The organism is Cupriavidus nantongensis, from assembly GCF_001598055.1.
In the GTDB taxonomy this organism is placed as follows: domain Bacteria; phylum Pseudomonadota; class Gammaproteobacteria; order Burkholderiales; family Burkholderiaceae; genus Cupriavidus; species Cupriavidus nantongensis.
Genome location: NZ_CP014844.1, coordinates 3,820,772 through 3,839,231 on the forward strand (window position 1 = coordinate 3,820,772; position 18,460 = coordinate 3,839,231).

Consider the following 18,460-nt stretch of genomic DNA (forward strand, 5'->3'; position numbering starts at 1 on the left):
AACGATTGACTGAAGACCTCTTTGGCGGGCTGCCCCTGCCCGCCCCCGCAGCCCCTCCCGGGCGGCCCTCGGCCCCAGCCGGCGCGGCCGCCCAACCAGACTCCCCAGGCAAACCGGCGCGCGGCAAGAGCGTGCAGCCGTTTCCGGCCGCCCCCGCACTTCAGGCGCTGGCCGCGCGGCTGCCGCCGCAGCTGTATTTCGGCACCTCGTCCTGGGCCTACCCCGGCTGGAACGGGCACGTCTACGACGGCGAGTACAGCGACAGCCTGCTGTCGCGCAAGGGCCTGGCCGCCTATTCGCGCCACCCGCTGCTGCGCGCCGCCGGCATCGACCGCGGCTTCTACGGGCCGATCCCGCTGGCCGATTACCTGTCGTACGCGGCGCAGGTGCCGGAAGGCTTCCGCTTCCTGGTCAAGGCGCCGGCCAGCGTCTGCGACGCGTGGCTGCGCGGCCCGGACGGCGCCGGCCGGCTGGCCAACGCCGCCTTCCTGGATGCGGAGATCGCGGCGCGCGACTTCGTCGTGCCGGCCACCAGCGGCCTGGGGCACAAGTGCGGGCCGTTGCTGTTCCAGCTGTCGCCGATGGGTCCGCTGGCCGACAGCGCGGTATTCCTGGAGCGGCTCGACGCCTTCCTCGGCGCGCTGCCGGCGCTGGATCCGGCACTGACGCCGCATGCCGCCTATGCCGTCGAACTGCGCGACCCGGCCCTGCTGACGCCGCGCTATATCCGGCTGCTGCGCCGCCACGGCGTGCGCTTCTGCCTGTCGGCGCGCGACCGGCTGCCGCCGGTGCCGCGCCAGGCGGCGGCGCAGGCGCTGATGGACGAGGCCGCGGCCGGCCCGCTGGTGCTGCGCTGGATGCTGCATGCGGGCCGCCCCTACGCCTACGCGGAGAAACGCTATGCGCCGTTCGACCGCATCGTCGACGACGACCCCGACACCCGCCACGCGATTGCCGACGTGGTGGCGCGCACGCTGCGCGCCGGTCAGCCCGCCATCGTCATCGTCAGCAACAACGCCGAAGGCTGCGCCCCGCTGAGCTGCGCTCGGCTGGCCGAGGCCATCGTGGCGCGGCTGGAGCACTGAGCCCGCCGCCGCGCCGGGCCGGCCCTTACTTGCGCAACTTCGCGCCGAACTGCTTGCGGAACTTGGCCAGCTTGGGGGAGATCACGAACGCGCAGTAGCCCTGGCTGGGATGGTCCTGGTAGTAGTTCTGGTGGCCGGCCTCGGCGCGCCAGTACGGCTGCTCCGGCTCGACCTGGGTCACGATCGGCGCGTCGAACGCCCTGGCGGCGACCAGCTCGCGCATCACGTATTCGGCCGTCGCGCGCTGCGCCTCCGAGTGCGTGAAGATCGCCGAGCGGTATTGCGGCCCGACGTCGTTGCCCTGCCGGTCCGGCGTGGTCGGGTCGTGGATGGCGAAGAAGATCTCAAGGATCTCGCGGTAGCTGATCACCGACGGATCGAAGCTGACGCGCACCACTTCGACGTGGCCGGTATCGCCTTCGCAGACCTGCTGGTAGGTCGGGTGGTCGACATGCCCGCCGGTGTAGCCGGACTCGACCGCGACCACGCCTTCGACCTGCTGGTAGACCGCTTCCAGGCACCAGAAGCACCCGCCGCCCAGCGTGGCGGTTTCCAATCCATGTTCCATTTGCGCCGCTCCCTTGCGTAGTGGTCTGTGCTGCCAGGCCTCAAGCATAAGCGCAGACCGGCGCGCTTGCAGCGGATTCAGCCGGGCCCGCGACGCGCCTCCAGCAGCGCGCGCAATTGCGGCTTGAGCACCTTGCCCAGCGCGCTGCGCGGCAGGTCTTCCATCAGCACCACCTCGCGCGGCAGCTTGAAGCGGGCGATGCGCGCGGCCAGCAGCTCGCGCAGCGGTTCGGCCGCCAGCGCGCCGCGCGGCGCGCCCGGCGCCGGCACGATCACCGCCACCGGCACTTCGCCCCAGCGCGCATCGGCCACGCCGACCACCGCGCATTCCTGCACGCCGGGCAGGCCGACCAGCACGTTCTCGATCTCGGCGGGATAGATGTTCTCGCCGCCGGAGATGATCATGTCCTTGCTGCGGCCGACCACCTCGATGCAGCCTTCGGCATCGCGGTGCGCCAGGTCGCCGGAATGGAACCAGCCGCCCGGCAGCCTGCTGTCGGTTGGCCCGCTGCCGGTACGCCCACTCTCGGGCTGGTTCCAGTAGCCCGCCATGACATTGGCGCCGCGCACCCACAGCTCGCCGACCGCGCCCGGCGCCACCTCGGCGCCGTCGGCGCCGGCCAGCCGCACTTCGGCCTCGGGCTGCGGCCAGCCGGCGTAGCCGGGGCGCGCCATGGCCTGTTCCAGCTTCAGCACCACCGACACCGGCCCGGTCTCGGTGGCGCCATAGACCTGCCCGAGCGGCACACCGCGCGCGTGGAAGGCGTCGATATACGAGCGCGGGATGGTCGACGATCCGGCCATCACCCCGCGCAGCGCCGTCAGGTCGGCATCGGGCCAGCACGGGTGCTCCAGCACCGCGCGCAGCGTCGCCGGCACCATCAGCGACAGGCTCGGGCGCGCGCCGGCCACCGCATCCAGCCACGCCTGCGGCGCAAAGCGGTCATGCAGCGTGACCTGCGCGCCGGCCAGCAGCGCCGGCAGCGTCTGGATGCACAGCCCGCCGACATGGAACAGCGGCAGCACCGACAGCACGTGGTCGTCGGCGCTCATGCCGTGCGCCCACCAGCTCGCGCGCGCATTGGCCAGCACGCCGGCCTGGGTATGCACCGCGCCCTTGGGCTTGCCGGTGGTGCCGGAGGTATAGGCCAGCAGCAGCGGCGCGTGGTCCGGCACAGCGGCATGGACGACGTCGGACGGCGCCGGATGGTCGACCAGCCGCTCGAGGTGCGCCAGCCGGCAACCGGCACCGGCCTCGCGCGCCAGCGCTTCATGGGCCGCGTCATGGAACAGCACGGCCAGTTGCGCGTGGGCCGCAATCGCCCGCAGCTCGGCCGGCGCCAGCCGGTAGTTCAGCGGCGCGAACATGGCGCCGACGCGGGCGCAGGCGAACAGCAGCACCAGCTGCAGCTCGTGGTTCAGGCACAGCGTGCCGACCCGGTCGCCGGCGCGGATGCCCCAGGTGGCGGCCAGGTGGGCGCTGGCGCGCTCGACGCGCCGCCACAGCTTGCCGTAGGTGAAGGTGCGGCCCAGGTAGTGCAACGCCGGCCGGTCCGGCGCGGCGTCGGCATGGCGATGGAGCATGGCCGGCAGCGCGCCAAGCCCGGCGGCACCGGCGCGGATGGCCCGGCGGGGGGCGCTCATTCGTCGCGCTCGCCGGCTTCGTACAGGCTCTCGCGCCCCATGCGGTCGAGGATCAGCTCGGCGGTCCACGGCAGCATCAGCGCGCCGCAGCGCGAATCGCGGTAGAGCCGCTCGAGCGGCAGGTCCTTGAGCATCGACTGGCCGCCGCAGGTGCGGATCGCCAGCCGGGCGATATCGTTGGCGCCTTCCATCACCGTGTAGTGCGCGGCGTACAGGCGCAGGCGCTCGTCCTTCGACGGATTGGGCTTGGCTTCGTGGATCGCGCGCCAGAAGATCGAGCGCATCGTTTCCAGCTGGATGCGCATCTGCGCCACCGCGATCTGCTTGGTCGGATACATGCGGCGCTTGACCGGCGGCTGGCCCGGCACCTCGCCGCGCAGGTACTGCACGGTGAAGTCGTAGGCCGCCTGCGCCACGCCGAGGTAGGTCGGCGACAGCGTGAAGAACATCGCCGGCCAGGTCTGCGCGGCGCGGTAGTAGACCCCGCGCGGCATCAGCTGCTCGTGATCCGGCACGAACACGTCCTTGAGCAGCAGCGTGCGCGACACCGTGCCGCGCATGCCCATCGGGTCCCAGTCGCCGGTCACGGTGAGTCCGTCCGCCTGTCCGGGCACGGCGATGTAGAGCGTGTCGCGCATGTCCGGATGCTGGTCGCCGCGGTCCTCGGTGCACAGGATGCCGTAGTAGTCGGCCGCGCCAGACAGCGAGGCGAAGATCTTGCGCCCGTTCAGCACCCAGCCGCCGTCGACCTTGCGCGCGGTGGTGCCGAACGGCGCCTTGCCGGCGGCGGCGGCCGAGCCTTCGGAGAACGGCTGCGCGTAGACCGCGCCGTCGCGCACCACCCGCGCGAAATGCAGCTCGCGCCGGGCCTGGTGTTCGTCGCGCTGGGCCGGCGTCATGTCGATGCCATCGGACAGCACGCCGGTCCACATGGTCGAGCAGATATGCATGTTGTACGTGAGCGCGGTGGCGCCGCAGAAGCGGCCGATCTCGGCGCCGACCATGCAGTAGGTGGCAAAGTCCGCGCCCGCGCCGCCGAATGCGCGCGGCACGCACAACGCCAGCAGGCCGGCCTCGCGCAGGTCGTCGTAGTTGGCGAACGGGAAGCTGGCCTCGCGGTCCCAGGTGGCGGCGCGCGGCGCGAAGCGCTCGCGGCCCAGGCGGTTGGCCAGCGTCAGCCATTGCGCCTGTTGCGGGGAGAAGTCCGCCGTACCGACGGCGGGAATGAAGTCGAGCTGGCCGGATGGCATGTCGCGTCTCCTTTTTGTCCTGCTCGCGCCGGATGGGGGAACGGGGGCGGCGCGGCAGTTGTTGTGTTGGCGTGGCCGGAAAGCGGCGCGCTTCAGTGCACGGGAAAACGCCGGCGCAGGAAATCCAGCACCGCGTCGTTGAACAGCCCGGGGCGCTCCATGCAGGCCAGGTGGCCCACGTCGGGCAGGCAGCGGTACTCGGCGCCGGCGATGCGTTGCGCCATGCGCTGCATCACCTCGGGCGCGGCGTTGGTATCGTGCTGGCCGGCCAGCGCCAGCACCGGCACCGCGATGCGCGCCAGCGCGTCGCGCTGGTTGAAGCGCACCAAGGCACCCAGCGCGGCGCGGTAGGTGGGCGCCGGCACCGCCGCCATTACCGCGGTGGCGAAGGCCACGGCCTGCGCGTCGGCGTCGGGCGCGACCATGGTGCGCACCAGCCCGGCCGCCATCTGCGCCATGGTCTTGCCGGCATCCAGCGGCGCGGTGCGCGCGGCGATGAACTCGCGCTGCCACGGGCCATCGCCCTTGCCGAAGGCGGGCGAGGTGCCGGACAGCACCATGCCGTCGACCAGCGCGGGCGTGGCCGCGCAGGCCTGCTGCGCCACCATGCCACCCATGCTGTGGCCCAGCAGCACCACGCGCCGGCCGGCGTCGCGTTCGAACAGCAGCACGGGGGTCAGCGCCTGCGCCAGTCCGTCGAAGTCATAGGGGTCGATCATGGCACTGTCGCCATAGCCCGGCATGTCCCACGCCAGGGCGCGGTAGCCGGCCTGCGCCAGCGCCTCGCCCTGCGCGGGCCAGGCGGCCTTGCGGCCGCCGATGCCATGCAGCATCACCACCGCCACCGGCCCGTCGCCCCAGGCCAGCGTGGCGATGCCGTTGGCGTGGCGTTGCGTAGTCGCGGCGCTCATGCGGCCACCTCTACCAGCGTGCCGGCCTCGACCTCGTTGCGGCCGTCGAGCGAAACCGTGCAGTTGCGCAGCGGCAGGTCGAAGTGGCCCAGCGTATGCCGCCCGGCGACCTCGTTGGCGCCGGTCGAGAACAGGAAATTGCCGGCGAACGCGCGCAGCTCGGTGCCGTTGCAATCGCGCTTGTCGTAGAACGTCATCGCGTCCCAGCGCGCCATCCGGTTCAGGCCCCAGCCCACGTGCGAGACCGCATAGGCGTCGCGCGTGCCCTCGCGGTCGGCCCAGGCCTGGTAGTAGCCGCGCATCATGTCGGCGTCGACCCCCTGCCCCTCGACCGCGACGATATAGTCGTCCTCGATATGGCAGACCACGGTGTCGCGCAGGTAGGTCTTGAAGGTCAGGTTGACGTCGCCCGGCGCCAGCACCAGCGTGCCGTTGACCTGGCGCCCGGCCGGGAACGCCAGGCACAGCCCGCCGGGCCAGTGCGAGACCTGGCCGGGCTTGTTGCAGAAGCCCCAGACGCCGCCGACGCGCGCGTCGGCCAGGCCGATGCGCAGCTCGGTGCCGGCGGCCGAATGCACGCGCATCTCGCGCGCGCCACGCAGGCGCTTCATCGCCGCGCGCACGGTGGCCTCCAGCGACGGATCGGGCTGGCAGCGCTCCAGGATCTCCGGGTGCTCGTTGCTGACCATCAGCATGCGCGGCACCACGCCGTCGGCGCCGCGCAGGATCTGCGGCAGCTCGGGCGCGTGCAGCAGGCCCTCGACGGTGCAGTCGAGCACCAGGTGGCAGCGCGACAACGCAGCCAGCACCGGCGCGAGATTTTGCAAGGCATCGCTGGCGCCGGTCGAGCGCACCGGCGCCGGGGCCGCAAGCGCCGGGGTCGGCACCTGGATCCGCACCGGGGTGGAGCCAAGCGACTGCACGGCGAGCTCGGCCAAGGCCACGTTGACAGGGCGGGATTGGGACTCCGTTACAATTCCCACGACATCCCCGTGCCGCAGGGCACAGAGTTCCAGCGTGCGGCGGAACGCCGCCAGCCAGCGGTGTTCGATCTGCTCGATGAGCATGGCGCTTGTCTCCTGCTGCTTGTTATCGCTGCTTGTTATCGCTGCTTGCGTCGGCAGCTAATTGTTGGCTTCTTTTTCTATGGGGCCCGGCCGCTCGCTTGGTGCAGCGGCCAGCGCCGGCGGCGCCGGACTTGAACTCGCCGCCCCTGGCGCGAATAATATATATGAAATTTCATGAACTCCAGTGGAGCCCCCATGGGCATGCCTGAGGCCCAGCCACGGATCGCCAGCGTAGCCGCCGCTCCGGACTTCGATGCGATGCACTTCCGCCGTACCCTGTCGCAGTTCGCGACCGGTGTCACGGTAATCACCACGCGCGCCAGCAACGAGTCCGTTGCGGCCGGCGCGCCGCCGTTTATCGGCATCACCGCCAGCTCGTTCAACTCGGTCTCGCTGGAGCCGCCGCTGGTGCTGTGGAGCATGGCCACGCGCGCCAACAGCCTGCCGATGTTCCGCGACGGCACCCACTACATCATCAACGTGCTGTCGGCCTCGCAGCTGGACCTGTGCCAGCGCTTCGCCACGCTCAAGGGCGACCGCTTCGCCGGCGTCGACTACCGGCTCTCGGCCACCGGCCTGCCGATCCTGTCGAACGCGCTGGCCTGGTTCGAATGCCACAACCGCAGCCGCTACGACGAGGGCGACCACGTGATCTTTGTCGGCGAGGTGGAGCGCTGCGGCGTGCTCGATGGCAAGGACGGCCCGCTGATCTTCCAGGGCGGCCAGTTCACCACCACCGCCCCGCTCGATCTCTGAACAGCCACTGGGCCATCATCATGGCGGACCTGCCGGCAGCCCCCTCGCCCCAGCCCTTTGTCGACGGCTACCTGGCCTACCTGCTGGCGCGCGCCAGCCATCTGATCTCGGGCGAATTCCATCGCGAGGTCGAGGCCAGCGGCCTGTCGGTGCAGGAATGGCGCGTGCTGGCGACGCTGGCCGACCGCCCCGACTGCACCGTCGGCGCGCTGGCGGAAATCACGCTGACCAAGCAGCCCACGCTGACCAAGCTGGTCGACCGCATGGCGCACGACGGCCTGGTCCGGCGCCGCGCCGGCAAGACCGACCGCCGCCAGGCGCTGGTCTCGATCACGCCGCGCGGGCTGGCGCTGGTGCAGCCGCTGCTCGAGCGCGCCGCGCAGCACGAGCGCGCGGTGCTGGATGACTTCGGCGCCCGCCAGGGCGCGCAGCTGAAGGAAACCCTGCGCCAGCTGATCGCGCTGCACACGCAGCGCTAGGCTTCAGCGGCCGGCTTCAGCGTCCGACTTCAGGATCGCCAGCGGCGAACTGTCTACCTTGATCCGCTGCAGCACGATATTCGAGCGGATATCCATCACGCCCGGGGTGCGGTACAGACGGTTGACGATGAAGTCCGAGTAGTGCTTCAGGTTGCGCGCCTGCACGCGCAGGATGTAGTTGCTGTCGCCGGTGATGATGTACGCCGACAGCACCTCCGGCCACGACTGCACCGCGGCGATAAAGGTGTCGTGCCAGCCCTCCACGTCATGGCGCATCGACACCTGCACGATCGCCTCCAGCTCCAGCCCCAGTTGCTCGGCATCGAACCAGGCGCGATAGCCGCCGATCACCCCCGACTCTTCCAGCAGCCGGACCCGGCGCAGGCAGGCCGACGGCGACAGCGCCACGCGGTCGGCCAGGTCCTGGTTGCTGATGCGGCCGTTCTCCTGCAGGCAGGTCAGGATGCGCAGATCGGTCGGATCGAGGTTCATTCGAATTTCCTTCGATAAATCGTGGATTTTTCGCATTCTATGCGAAAGGCAGGCCGGATGACGGGCCATTTAGCAAGCCTCTTGCCGCCGATTTTGACTATGATTCCCGACATCGAGGCACACAGAAACAGCGCCCGTGGAGGGCGCCGCGCACACCCATGACCGCCCCCAATCCCGACCCGCGCCGGCTGTGGGACATCAGCCCGCCGCTGTCGACCGCCACGCCGGTATGGCCGGGCGATACGCCGTTCCAGCAACAGCCGGCCTGGCAGATCGACGCCCATTGCCCGGTCAATGTCGGCCGCATCACGCTGTCGCCGCACACCGGCGCGCATGCGGACGCGCCGCTGCACTACGCCGCCGACGGCGCGCCGATCGGCGCCGTGCCGCTGGCGCCCTACCTGGGCCCGTGCCGCGTGATCCACTGCATCGGCGCCGCGCCGCTGGTGCAGCCGCATCATGTCGAGCATGCGCTCGAGGCGCTGCCGCCGCGGGTGCTGCTGCGCACCTACCGGCAGGCGCCGCTGGCGCAGTGGGACCCTGATTTTTGCGCGGTGTCGCCCGACACCATCGCGCTGCTGGCCGCGCACGGCGTGCAGCTGGTCGGCATCGACACGCCCTCGCTCGATCCGCAGGACTCCAAGACCATGGACGCGCACAACGCCGTGCGCCGCCATGGCCTGGCGATCCTGGAAGGCATCGTGCTGGACCAGGTCGATGCCGGCGACTATGAACTGATCGCGCTGCCGCTGCGCTTTGCCGCGCTGGATGCCAGCCCGGTGCGCGCGGTGCTGCGCAGCCTCGACTGAACCTTTTCCCGAACCCGCCTGGCCTTTCTGCACGACATGACGACCATTGACCGCGAGCACTGTATCCGGCTCGACCAGCAAGACCCGCTGCGCCCGCTGCGTGACCAGTTCGCGCTGCCCCAGGGCGTGATCTACCTCGACGGCAATTCGCTCGGCGCCCGCCCGCGCGCCGCCGCCGCGCGTGCCGCCCAGGTGGTGGCCGAGGAATGGGGCGACGGCCTGATCCGCAGCTGGAACACCGCCGGCTGGTTCGACCTGCCGCAGCGCCTGGGCAACAAGCTGGCGGGGCTGGTGGGCGCGGGCCACGATGAAGTGGTGGTCACCGACACCACCTCGATCAACCTGTTCAAGGTGCTGGCCGCGGCGCTGCGGGTGCAGCAGACGCGCGACCCGGCGCGCAAGGTGATCGTCTCCGAGGCCAGCAACTTTCCCACCGACCTGTATATCGCGCAGGGCCTGGCCGACCTGCTGCAGCAGGGCTATTCGCTGCGGCTGGTGAATTCGCCGGCCGAGATCGACGCCGCGGTCGGCGCCGACACCGCGGTGCTGATGCTGACCCACGTCAACTACAAGACCGGCGAGATGCTCGACATGGCCGGGCTGACCGAGCTGGCCCACGCGCGCGGCGCGCTGACGGTGTGGGATCTGTGCCATTCGGCCGGCGCCGTGCCGGTCGACCTGAAGGCGGCCGGGGCCGACTACGCCATCGGCTGCACCTACAAGTACCTGAACGGCGGCCCGGGCTCGCCCGCCTTCGTCTGGGTCGCGCCGGCGCTGCGCGATGCCTTCTGGCAGCCGCTGTCGGGCTGGTGGGGCCATGCCGCGCCGTTCGCGATGGATCCGCAGTACCGCCCGGTCGAGGGCGTGCGCCGCTTCCTGTGTGGCACGCAGCCGGTCACGTCGCTGGCGATGGTCGAGTGCGGGCTGGACATCTTCGCCCAGACCAATATGCAGGTGCTGCGCGCCAAGTCATTGCTGCTGACCGACTTGTTCATCGAACTGGTCGAGGCTCGCTGCGGGCACCACCCGCTGACGCTGGTCACGCCGCGCGAGCACGCGCGCCGCGGCAGCCAGGTCAGCCTGGAGCACCCGGACGGCTATGCCCTGGTGCAGGCCCTGATCGAGCGCGGCGTGATCGGCGACTACCGCGAGCCGCGCATCGCCCGCTTCGGCTTCACGCCGCTCTACACCAGCTTCGCCGAGGTGTGGGATGCTGTGGAAATCCTGCGCGACGTGCTGGACAGCGGCGCCTATCGCGACGCGCGCTTCCAGACGCGCGGCCAGGTGACCTGACCGGGAGCGCATCATGAGCGAATTCAAGGGATGCCCCTTCTCCGGCGCGGCGCCGGCAGCCACGCCGGCAGCCGCCCCGCAAGGCGACGGCTGGCATGGCGCGCAGATGGATTTCGCCAGGGACATGAGCTATGGCGACTACCTCGGCCTGGACCAGATCCTGAGCGCGCAGCATCCGCTGTCGCCGGACCATAACGAGATGCTGTTTATCGTGCAGCACCAGACCACCGAGCTGTGGATGAAGCTGATGCTGCACGAACTGCGCGCCGCGCGCGAGTCGGTCAAGGGCGACAGCCTGCCGCCGGCGTTCAAGATGCTGACGCGCGTGTCGCGCATCATGGACCAGCTGGTGCAGGCGTGGAACGTGCTGGCCACGATGACGCCGCCCGAATACTCGGCGATGCGGCCCTACCTGGGCATGTCGTCGGGCTTCCAGTCGTACCAGTACCGCGAGATCGAGTTCATTCTCGGCAACAAGAACGCCGCCATGCTGCGTCCGCATGCGCACCGGCCGGAACACCTGGCGCTGGTCGAGGCCGCGCTGAAGACGCCGTCGCTGTACGACGAGGCGATCCGGCTGATGGCGCGGCGCGGCTTTGCCATCGACGCCGACTGCGTCGAGCGCGACTGGACCCAGCCGACCGCGTACAACGCCTCGGTCGAGGCGGCGTGGCTGGAGGTCTACCGCAACCCCGGCGCGCACTGGGAACTCTATGAGCTGGGCGAGAAGTTCGTCGACCTGGAAGACGCGTTCCGGCAATGGCGCTTCCGCCATGTGACCACGGTCGAGCGGGTGATCGGCTTCAAGCGCGGCACCGGCGGCACCGAGGGTGTCAGCTACCTGCGCAAGATGCTGGACGTGGTGCTGTTTCCGGAATTGTGGAAGCTGCGCACTGACCTTTGATCCGCCCTGTCCCTGCGCGCAGGGACCGCGGTAAGGGCGGCGGGCTGCCTCAGCCCGCCGGCTCGGACAATCTTGCCGCCAGCGTCTGCAGCGCCGGCGCCAGCGTCTGGTGGAACACCGCCTCGTCCACCGCGCCATAGGAAGCGCTGCAGCTCAGCATGTGCAGCTCCTTCTCCCCCACCGGCCGGAACGCCACCGCACAGGCATGGATGGCCGGATGCCAGTCGCGGAACGACGCGGCATAGCCGCGCTGCTGCGCCTCGGCCAGCGCGGCGCGGGTGGCGGCCTCCTGCTGCTTCCACTGCTCCGGGAAGGCCTGGCTGAACTCGGCCATCACGCGCTCGCGGCGCGGCGCCGGCAGCGCGGCCAGGTAGGCCCGCCCCATCGAACTCGACACCAGCGACAGCCGCGAGCCGACGCCCAGCCCGAGCATCACGCCGGCATCATTGCGGATCGATTCCAGGTAGATCACCTCCATGCGCTCGCGCTTGCCGAGCGACACCGAAACCCCGTACGACTGCGCGAACGCCAGCATGTGCGGGCGCGCCAGCGACACCACGTCCGACGCCGACAGGTAGGCGTAGCCCAGCGCCAGCACCCCGGCATCGAGCGCGTACTTGCCCAGGCTCTCGTCATAGCGCAGGTAGCCCAGCTGCACCAGCGTACCGGCCAGGCGGCTGACGGTGGCCTTGGGAAAGCCGGTGCGGCGCACGAATTCCTGGTTGCCCAGCATTGCCTCGCCGGTGCGGAAGCAGCGCAGCAGTTCCAGGCCGCGCGCCAGCGCGGTGACGAAGTTCGGGTCGCTGTCGCGTACGGGTGCGGCGGCAGGTTCCCGGGAAAGTGACGGATCGGGCTGGGGGTTGGGATTGAGGTTGGCCAAGGTTCGCGGCTCCAGTCGGCGCGTGTCCGTTCATCGCACAAAGGCGCGCAGGTTCAGGGTTTTGCCGGTTGCGTGGCAAGACCGTTGCGATATACTAATTCAACGGAACACAGTTCCGCAATGCGGAACTTCCAGGATGCGGTAAAAAAGTCCTCCGCACGATCACCGAACCTCTACGAATCACGGAATCCGCCGGCGCGGACCGCGGCACGCCAGCCGCCCGCCCGGCGCTTCCCCTGCGCTACCGAAGGAGACCTGCATGGCTGCCAACGCCGAATTCCACTGGGCCGACCCCCTGCTGCTGGACCAGCAACTGAGCGCCGACGAACGCGCCGTGCGTGACGCCTCCGCGGCGTACTGCCAGGACAAGCTGATGCCGCGCGTGCTGCAGTCGTTCCGCAACGAGAAGACCGACGTCGAGATCTTCCGCGAGATGGGCGAACTCGGCCTGCTCGGCCCGACCATCCCCGAGCAATACGGCGGCCCGGGCCTGAACTATGTCAGCTACGGCCTGATCGCGCGTGAAGTCGAGCGCGTCGATTCGGGCTACCGCTCGATGATGAGCGTGCAGTCGTCGCTGGTGATGGTTCCCATCTACGAATTCGGCACCGAGGCGCAGAAGCAGAAATATCTGCCCAAGCTGGCCACCGGCGAGTGGATCGGCTGCTTCGGCCTGACCGAGCCAAACCACGGCTCCGACCCGGGCTCGATGGTCACCCGCGCCAAGAAGGTCGACGGTGGCTACGAGCTGACCGGCGCCAAGATGTGGATCACCAACTCGCCGATCGCCGACGTGTTCGTGGTGTGGGCCAAGCTGCAGGGCGAAGACGGCAAGGAAGACATCCGCGGCTTCATCCTGGAAAAGGGCTGGAAGGGCCTGAGCGCCCCCGCCATCCACGGCAAGGTCGGCCTGCGCACCTCGATCACCGGCGAAATCGTGCTCGACCAGGTGTTCGTGCCGGAAGAGAACATCATGCCGGGCGTGAAGGGCCTGAAGGGTCCGTTCACCTGCCTGAACTCGGCCCGCTACGGCATCGCCTGGGGCGCGCTGGGCGCCGCCGAATTCTGCTGGCACACGGCGCGCCAGTACACGCTGGACCGCAAGCAGTTCGGCCGCCCGCTGGCCCAGACCCAGCTGGTGCAGAAGAAGCTGGCCGACATGCAGACCGAGATCACGCTGGGCCTGCAGGGCTGCCTGCGCCTGGGCCGGATGAAGGATGAAGGCACCGCCGCGGTCGAGATCACCTCGATCATGAAGCGCAACTCGTGCGGCAAGTCGCTCGACATCGCCCGCGTGGCGCGCGACATGCTGGGCGGCAACGGCATCTCGGACGAGTTCGGCGTGATCCGCCACGTGGTCAACCTCGAGGTGGTCAACACCTACGAAGGCACGCACGACATCCACGCGCTGATCCTGGGCCGCGCCCAGACCGGCCTGCAGGCCTTCTTCTGATCGCCGAATAAAAAAGCCCGGCGATGAAGCCGGGCCAAGCACACTACCAAGGAGACGACGAGGCTGCCCTCGTCGATACAACACCTGCCTTGCATACGGCCCCGCCTCTGGCGGGGCCGTATGCATTGGGCTGCCGCGAGGCGGGATCGCCGCGACGCAACGCCATGTTTCATGGTGGAACCAGAGTAACCGGATTGATATCCAACCCAAACGAATATAAAGTCACTACAAAATCACTCGCAGTCATATAGACATTCTCTGACATCCGTCACGCCCGCTTTCGTGCATGCTGGCAATACTTGAAGCGTCGATAGCGCAGCGAACCCTGCTTCCAGCCGTGTTCCCGGCGCGTTGCCTTGAAAGGGCGACGTGTCGCCACATATGCTAGGTATCAGACTAAGTATCAGACCGACAAATGCCGTTAGCCTCGGAGCGTAGAAAATGTCAGAATCCGCACAAACCGAACCAACCGCCCGCAAACAGGAGAAACTGATGAGCGATGTCAAGACCGTGCTGTCCGACGCCGAGGAACTGCTGAAGCAAGCCGCCTCGACCACCGGGGAAAAGGCCGCCGAACTGCGCGAGCGTGGCATGGGCCTGCTCAAGCAAGCCAAGGAAAAGGCCCAGGACCTGCAAGACGCCGTCGTCACCAAGAGCAAGGCCGCAGCGCGCGCCACCGACGACTACGTGCACGACCACCCGTGGCGCGCGGTGGGCGTGGCAGCCGGCGTGGGCCTGCTGATCGGTCTGCTGCTCAACCGCAAGTAAGCACTGCAAAGCCGGCGCGGCCCGCCAGGGCTGCGCCATCGCGGCAACCCGCGCGGCGGGTTGCCAATGGCCGGGGCGCCCGGTGTGCCGGTAATGCTGTCGCGGTTGGCCTGTCATGGCCGACCGGTCGTTGCCGATACAACCTGGCGCCGTCATCCGGCCCCGCCAGTAGGATAGGTGCGTACGGCCATGCCGGCGCACCGCTCTTTCACGCCGGAGCCGCATGAGCGAAGCCACCCCTTCCCCCAAGTTCCTCGACGCCGTGCGCAACCTCGCCGGCTCGCTCGTGGCAATGGTGCAGACGCGCGTGGAGCTTGCCAGCGTGGAGCTGGCCGAGGAGCGCACGCGCTTGCTGAAGGTCGCCCTGCTGGCCTTGTTCGGGCTGGCGTTCTTCGGGCTGGGCCTGGTCACGCTGACCGCGCTGATCGCGATCCTGTTCTGGGACACCTACCGCTGGCAGGCGCTGGGCGCGCTGACGGTGCTCTACCTGGCGCTGTGCGCTGCCTGCCTGGCGTATGCCCGCAGCGTGCTGCGCAACGCGCCGCCGATGCTGGAAGCCACCCTCGCCGAAATCGACAAAGACCGGGAGATCCTGCGCCGATGAGCACCCTCGACCCTGACGACGCCACGCCCGCGCGCGAACGCGGCGAATACCCGCGCGCGCCCCGGTTCACGCAAGAGGTGCGCCTGCCGCTGGCGGTGCGCAAGGAACTGCTGCTGACCCGCGCCGCCCTCGAACGCCACGATTGCCGGCAGGCGCTGCACGCTGTGCGCGGCGGCGTGCACCGCCTGGGCACCGTCAGTGCCTGGCTACCGCGGATCGCGCGGCCGGGCTCGTGGATGAAGGTGGTCGGGCTGACCAAGGACTACCCGATGCTCAGCACCGCGGTAACGCTGGCGCTGCCGCTGGTCAGGCGCGTGCCGGTGCTGCGCCTGACCTGGAAGCTGTCCAAGCTCGGCCTGGTCGCGGGCGCGGCCTACTGGGCCTATAACACCTGGCGCGAGGCCAAGGGCCAGGCGGTGCCGCCGGCCAACGTGCCGACCCCGGCCCCGGCCGGCACCCCGCCGGCTGCCGACACCGGCTTCCGCGATCCGCTGATTCCCTGACGCTCCTGCCGACTCAGCCGGCCAGCGCCAGCCGCGCCTCGGCCTCCGGGGCGGCCGGCGCGAACGGCACCGGCGGCGCAATGTGATAGCCCTGCGCCAGGTCCACGCCCAGCTCGCGCAAGCGCGCGAGCATCGCCTCGTTCTCGACGAATTCCGCAATGGTCTGCTTGCCCATGGCATGGCCGATGCGCTGGATCACCTCGACCATCACCAGGTTGACCGGGTCGGCCAGCATGTCGCGCACGAAGCTGCCGTCGATCTTCAGGTAGGCCGCGGGCAGGTGCTTCAGGTAGGTGAACGATGACATGCCGGCGCCGAAGTCATCCAGCGCAAAGCGGCAGCCCAGCTGCTGCAACTGCTGGATGAACGCGCCGGCCTGCGCCAGGTTGGCAATGGCCGCGGTCTCGGTGATCTCGAAGCAGATTCCGCCGAGCGCAATGCCGAAGCGCTGCGCCTGCTCGCGCACGAAATCCGGGAACTGGATGTCGGCCAGCGACGAGCCTGACAGGTTGATCGCGCAGGTCGCGATCTCGGCCTGGCGCCCCGCCAGCGTGGCAAACGCGGTCTCGACCACCCAGCGGTCGATCATCGGCATCAGGTTGTAGCGCTCGCAGGCCGGCACGAACGCCATCGGCGGCACCAGCCGGCCGCGCTCGTCGACCATGCGCAGCAGCAGCTCCACATGGCGTCCCGCGGCGGGCACCGTATCCGGCTGCACCGGCAAGATCTCCTGCGAGAACAGGCAGAAACGGCCGGCCGCCAGCGCCGCATGCACGCGGCTGACCCACTCCATCTCGCCATGGCGCGCCTGCACCACGCTGTCCAGCGGATGGTAGACCTGCACGCGGTTGCGCCCGCCTTCCTTGGCCACGTAGCACGCCGCGTCGGCCGCGCTCAGCGCCTCGGCGACGCTGCCGGTGTGCCGGTCGAGCGTAACCAGGCCGATGCTGACCCCGACCGCGAAGGTGCGCTGCCGGTGCGCGAAGCGGAAGCTCGCAATCGCGTGGCGCAGGCCCTCGGCCACGCGCTCGCCGTCGGCGGCACCGCAGTGCTCGAGCAGCACGCCGAACTCGTCGCCGCCGAGGCGCGCCAGCACGTCGCTGCGGCGCAGCTGGCCGCGCATGACCTCGGCCATCTGCCGGATCAGCTCGTCGCCGGCGGCGTGGCCGCAGGTGTCGTTGACCACCTTGAACTGGTCCAGGTCCAGGTACATCAGGGTGTGGGCAATGCCTTGCGCGCACGCACGCCCGATCGCCGCAGCCAGGCGGCGCTCGAACTCGGCGCGGTTGACCAGGCCGGTGAGCGCGTCATGGCTGGCCTCGTAGGCCAGGCGCGCGGCATGCGCGCGTTCCTGGCTGATGTCGTGCAGCACCACCACCACGCCGATGGCCTGCGCGGCGCGGTCGCGGATCAGCGCCACCGACGGCTTGACCGCCAGCGCCTGTCCGGGCTGCCCGGCACCGTCGCGCTGCACCAGCTGGGCCGAGCGGCTGTGCCAGCGCTGGCGCAGCGCCAGCGTCACGATATCGGGCAGCGGTGCCAGGCTGTCCTCGTCGCGCAGCACGCAGACCTCGCTCAGCGGCAGGCCGCGGGCCTCGGCCTCGCGCCAGCCGGTCAGCGCTTCGGCGGCGGGGTTGAGCGACTGCACGCGGCCCCATACATCGGCGGTCACCACCGCGTCGCCGATCGCCTGCAGCGTGACCTGTGCCCGCTCCTTTTCGGCGAACAGCTGGGTCTCGTAGCGCTTGTGGTCGGAGATATCGGTCAGCGAGCCCGCCATGCGCGCGCGCCGGCGCCCGGCGCCGCGCACCAGCCGGCCGCGCGCGCGCACCCACAGGTAGTCGCCGGCGCGGTTGCGCAGCCGGAATTCGGCGTCGTAGGGCTCGCCGCTGCGCAGGTGCTGCGCCAGCTTGGCCTCGAACGCCGCCAGCTCGGACGGATGCAGCAGGCCCAGCACGGTCTCGCGCGCATGCGGCAGCTCGTCGGCGCGGTAGCCCAGCATCTGCGCGCAGCGCGGCGAGAAATACAGCTCGCCGCGGCCGAGGTGCCAGTCCCACAGGCCGTCGTTACTGCCTTCGACCGCCAGCTGCAGTTGCTCCTCGCGCTGCGCCAGCGCCTCGCGCAGCCGGCGCTCGCGCCGCAGCGGCCCGACCGACAGCAGGATTGCCGACATCAGCAGCGCGGCCGCCATCACTGCGCTGCCGTAGGTCAGCAGCCGCGTGACCCGGCGCGAGGCCTGTCCCAGATGGCCTGAAAAAGCGCGCTCCAGCGGCGTCAGGCGGGCGTCGATCTCGGCGATGCGGCGCAGCACCGGCGCGACGCAGGCATCGTCGCAGCCGGGCTGGCTGACCAGGCGCCGCAGCGCCAGCGCCTGCTCATGCAAGGCAAAGATCTCGGCATCGCCCTGCGCCCACACGCGGATGGCGGCGTCGACTTCATGGATCTGGCGGAAATTCCGGTACAGCCGCACCATCCGCGGGATGTCTTCGGGGTGATTGCCGCCGGCGAGCAGGCCCTCGTGCACGCGCGCCAGGTCAGGCTCGGCACGGTCCAGCTCCAGGCGCGCGCGGTGGTCGCCGAACGGGATCGCGATGGACGCCAGGTAGGCGTCGAAATCCGCCGGATTGCGGTCCTCGCCGTAGCGCAGCAGGTGCAGCACGGCATTCTTCTGGCCCTTGGACCACTGGCTCTCGCCCGCAACGAAGGCGCGTGCGGCCGACAGCAGGTCCAGGCTGGCGATGCTGAACAACGCCAGCGCGACCACCACCGGTACGAACGGCCAGATGATGCGCAGCACATGCCCGCTGGCCGGCAAAGAAACGCCTGCTCGCCGCATAGGTCTTGTTCGAGGGGCCGTGTCTCGCGGCCGTTCCGAGCGCCCGCGGTCCACATGCCGCGGCTGACCCATTGTGCGGGGCGCGCCGGGCCCGCGTCTCTACCTCGAACTAGTTAAAGCGCCCCCCACCATCGGGGCATGCCAGAGGCGAAAAATGCA

18 protein-coding genes are annotated in these 18,460 nt (G+C 69.8%); 10 read left to right on the top strand and 8 right to left on the bottom strand.

Annotated elements, in window-relative coordinates:
• Positions 1-5 precede the first annotated feature (5 nt).
• On the top strand, positions 6-1,085 hold the full coding sequence (locus tag A2G96_RS17600) for a DUF72 domain-containing protein (RefSeq protein WP_062801371.1): 1,080 nt from the start codon (positions 6-8) through the stop codon (positions 1,083-1,085).
• Positions 1,086-1,110: 25 nt separating this feature from the next.
• Here the strand turns inward: A2G96_RS17600 and msrA are convergent, their stop codons facing one another.
• The 5 genes from msrA to A2G96_RS17625 form a co-directional block, all read right to left on the bottom strand.
• The gene (gene msrA / locus A2G96_RS17605) at positions 1,111-1,653 is read right to left on the bottom strand and encodes a peptide-methionine (S)-S-oxide reductase MsrA (protein ID WP_062801372.1); all 543 of its coding nucleotides are present in this window, start codon (positions 1,651-1,653) and stop codon (positions 1,111-1,113) included.
• A 77-nt stretch (positions 1,654-1,730) separates the two neighbouring features.
• Positions 1,731-3,296, bottom strand: a complete 1,566-nt coding sequence (locus tag A2G96_RS17610) for a class I adenylate-forming enzyme family protein (RefSeq protein WP_062801373.1) — start codon at positions 3,294-3,296, stop codon at positions 1,731-1,733.
• Positions 3,293-4,546 (bottom strand): acyl-CoA dehydrogenase family protein, encoded by a 1,254-nt coding sequence (locus A2G96_RS17615; RefSeq protein WP_062801374.1) that lies wholly within the window; start codon positions 4,544-4,546, stop codon positions 3,293-3,295. Before A2G96_RS17615 ends, A2G96_RS17610 begins: the two co-directional genes overlap by 4 nt.
• A gap of 92 nt (positions 4,547-4,638) precedes the next feature.
• Positions 4,639-5,457 (bottom strand): alpha/beta fold hydrolase, encoded by an 819-nt coding sequence (locus A2G96_RS17620; RefSeq protein WP_062801375.1) that lies wholly within the window; start codon positions 5,455-5,457, stop codon positions 4,639-4,641.
• Positions 5,454-6,524, bottom strand: coding sequence for a 2,5-dihydroxypyridine 5,6-dioxygenase NicX family protein (locus A2G96_RS17625; protein WP_062801376.1), 1,071 nt, complete (start codon positions 6,522-6,524; stop codon positions 5,454-5,456). The genes A2G96_RS17620 and A2G96_RS17625 overlap by 4 nt, the downstream gene beginning before the upstream one ends.
• A gap of 195 nt (positions 6,525-6,719) precedes the next feature.
• Between A2G96_RS17625 and A2G96_RS17630 the strand changes: the two genes are divergently transcribed.
• Positions 6,720-7,280 carry a flavin reductase family protein gene (locus A2G96_RS17630; protein ID WP_018008175.1) on the top strand — a complete coding sequence of 187 codons (561 nt, stop codon included), beginning with the start codon at positions 6,720-6,722 and terminating at the stop codon, positions 7,278-7,280.
• A 20-nt stretch (positions 7,281-7,300) separates the two neighbouring features.
• Positions 7,301-7,759 (top strand): MarR family winged helix-turn-helix transcriptional regulator, encoded by a 459-nt coding sequence (locus A2G96_RS17635; protein WP_062801377.1) that lies wholly within the window; start codon positions 7,301-7,303, stop codon positions 7,757-7,759.
• A gap of 3 nt (positions 7,760-7,762) precedes the next feature.
• On the opposite strand, the gene A2G96_RS17640 is transcribed toward A2G96_RS17635, so the two are convergent.
• A complete protein-coding gene (locus tag A2G96_RS17640; RefSeq protein ID WP_062801378.1) occupies positions 7,763-8,251 on the bottom strand; it encodes an Lrp/AsnC family transcriptional regulator in 489 nt (162 codons plus the stop codon).
• Positions 8,252-8,409: 158 nt separating this feature from the next.
• Here A2G96_RS17640 and kynB point away from each other — a divergent pair, with 158 nt between their 5' ends.
• From kynB to kynA, 3 genes are read left to right on the top strand one after another with little or no spacing between them, the layout of a single operon-like run.
• Complete coding sequence (gene kynB / locus A2G96_RS17645; RefSeq protein WP_062801379.1) at positions 8,410-9,060, top strand: arylformamidase; 651 nt, start codon at positions 8,410-8,412, stop codon at positions 9,058-9,060.
• Positions 9,061-9,096: 36 nt separating this feature from the next.
• Positions 9,097-10,353, top strand: a complete 1,257-nt coding sequence (gene kynU, locus A2G96_RS17650) for a kynureninase (protein ID WP_062801380.1) — start codon at positions 9,097-9,099, stop codon at positions 10,351-10,353.
• Between the two features lie 13 nt (positions 10,354-10,366).
• Positions 10,367-11,257, top strand: coding sequence for a tryptophan 2,3-dioxygenase (gene kynA, locus A2G96_RS17655; protein ID WP_062801381.1), 891 nt, complete (start codon positions 10,367-10,369; stop codon positions 11,255-11,257).
• Between the two features lie 49 nt (positions 11,258-11,306).
• Here kynA and A2G96_RS17660 read toward each other — a convergent pair whose 3' ends face one another.
• On the bottom strand, positions 11,307-12,137 hold the full coding sequence (locus A2G96_RS17660) for an IclR family transcriptional regulator (protein ID WP_062801382.1): 831 nt from the start codon (positions 12,135-12,137) through the stop codon (positions 11,307-11,309).
• Between the two features lie 259 nt (positions 12,138-12,396).
• Here A2G96_RS17660 and A2G96_RS17665 point away from each other — a divergent pair, with 259 nt between their 5' ends.
• From A2G96_RS17665 to A2G96_RS17680, 4 genes are all read left to right on the top strand, one after another.
• The gene (locus tag A2G96_RS17665; RefSeq protein WP_062801383.1) at positions 12,397-13,590 is read left to right on the top strand and encodes an acyl-CoA dehydrogenase; all 1,194 of its coding nucleotides are present in this window, start codon (positions 12,397-12,399) and stop codon (positions 13,588-13,590) included.
• A gap of 441 nt (positions 13,591-14,031) precedes the next feature.
• Positions 14,032-14,358, top strand: coding sequence for an ElaB/YgaM/YqjD family protein (locus A2G96_RS17670; protein WP_010813729.1), 327 nt, complete (start codon positions 14,032-14,034; stop codon positions 14,356-14,358).
• A 223-nt stretch (positions 14,359-14,581) separates the two neighbouring features.
• Complete coding sequence (locus A2G96_RS17675; RefSeq protein WP_062801384.1) at positions 14,582-14,962, top strand: phage holin family protein; 381 nt, start codon at positions 14,582-14,584, stop codon at positions 14,960-14,962.
• The gene (locus tag A2G96_RS17680) at positions 14,959-15,465 is read left to right on the top strand and encodes a DUF3318 domain-containing protein (protein ID WP_062801385.1); all 507 of its coding nucleotides are present in this window, start codon (positions 14,959-14,961) and stop codon (positions 15,463-15,465) included. Before A2G96_RS17675 ends, A2G96_RS17680 begins: the two co-directional genes overlap by 4 nt.
• 13 nt (positions 15,466-15,478) lie before the next feature.
• On the opposite strand, the gene A2G96_RS17685 is transcribed toward A2G96_RS17680, so the two are convergent.
• A complete protein-coding gene (locus A2G96_RS17685; RefSeq protein ID WP_062801386.1) occupies positions 15,479-18,373 on the bottom strand; it encodes an EAL domain-containing protein in 2,895 nt (964 codons plus the stop codon).
• Positions 18,374-18,460: the final 87 nt, after the last annotated feature.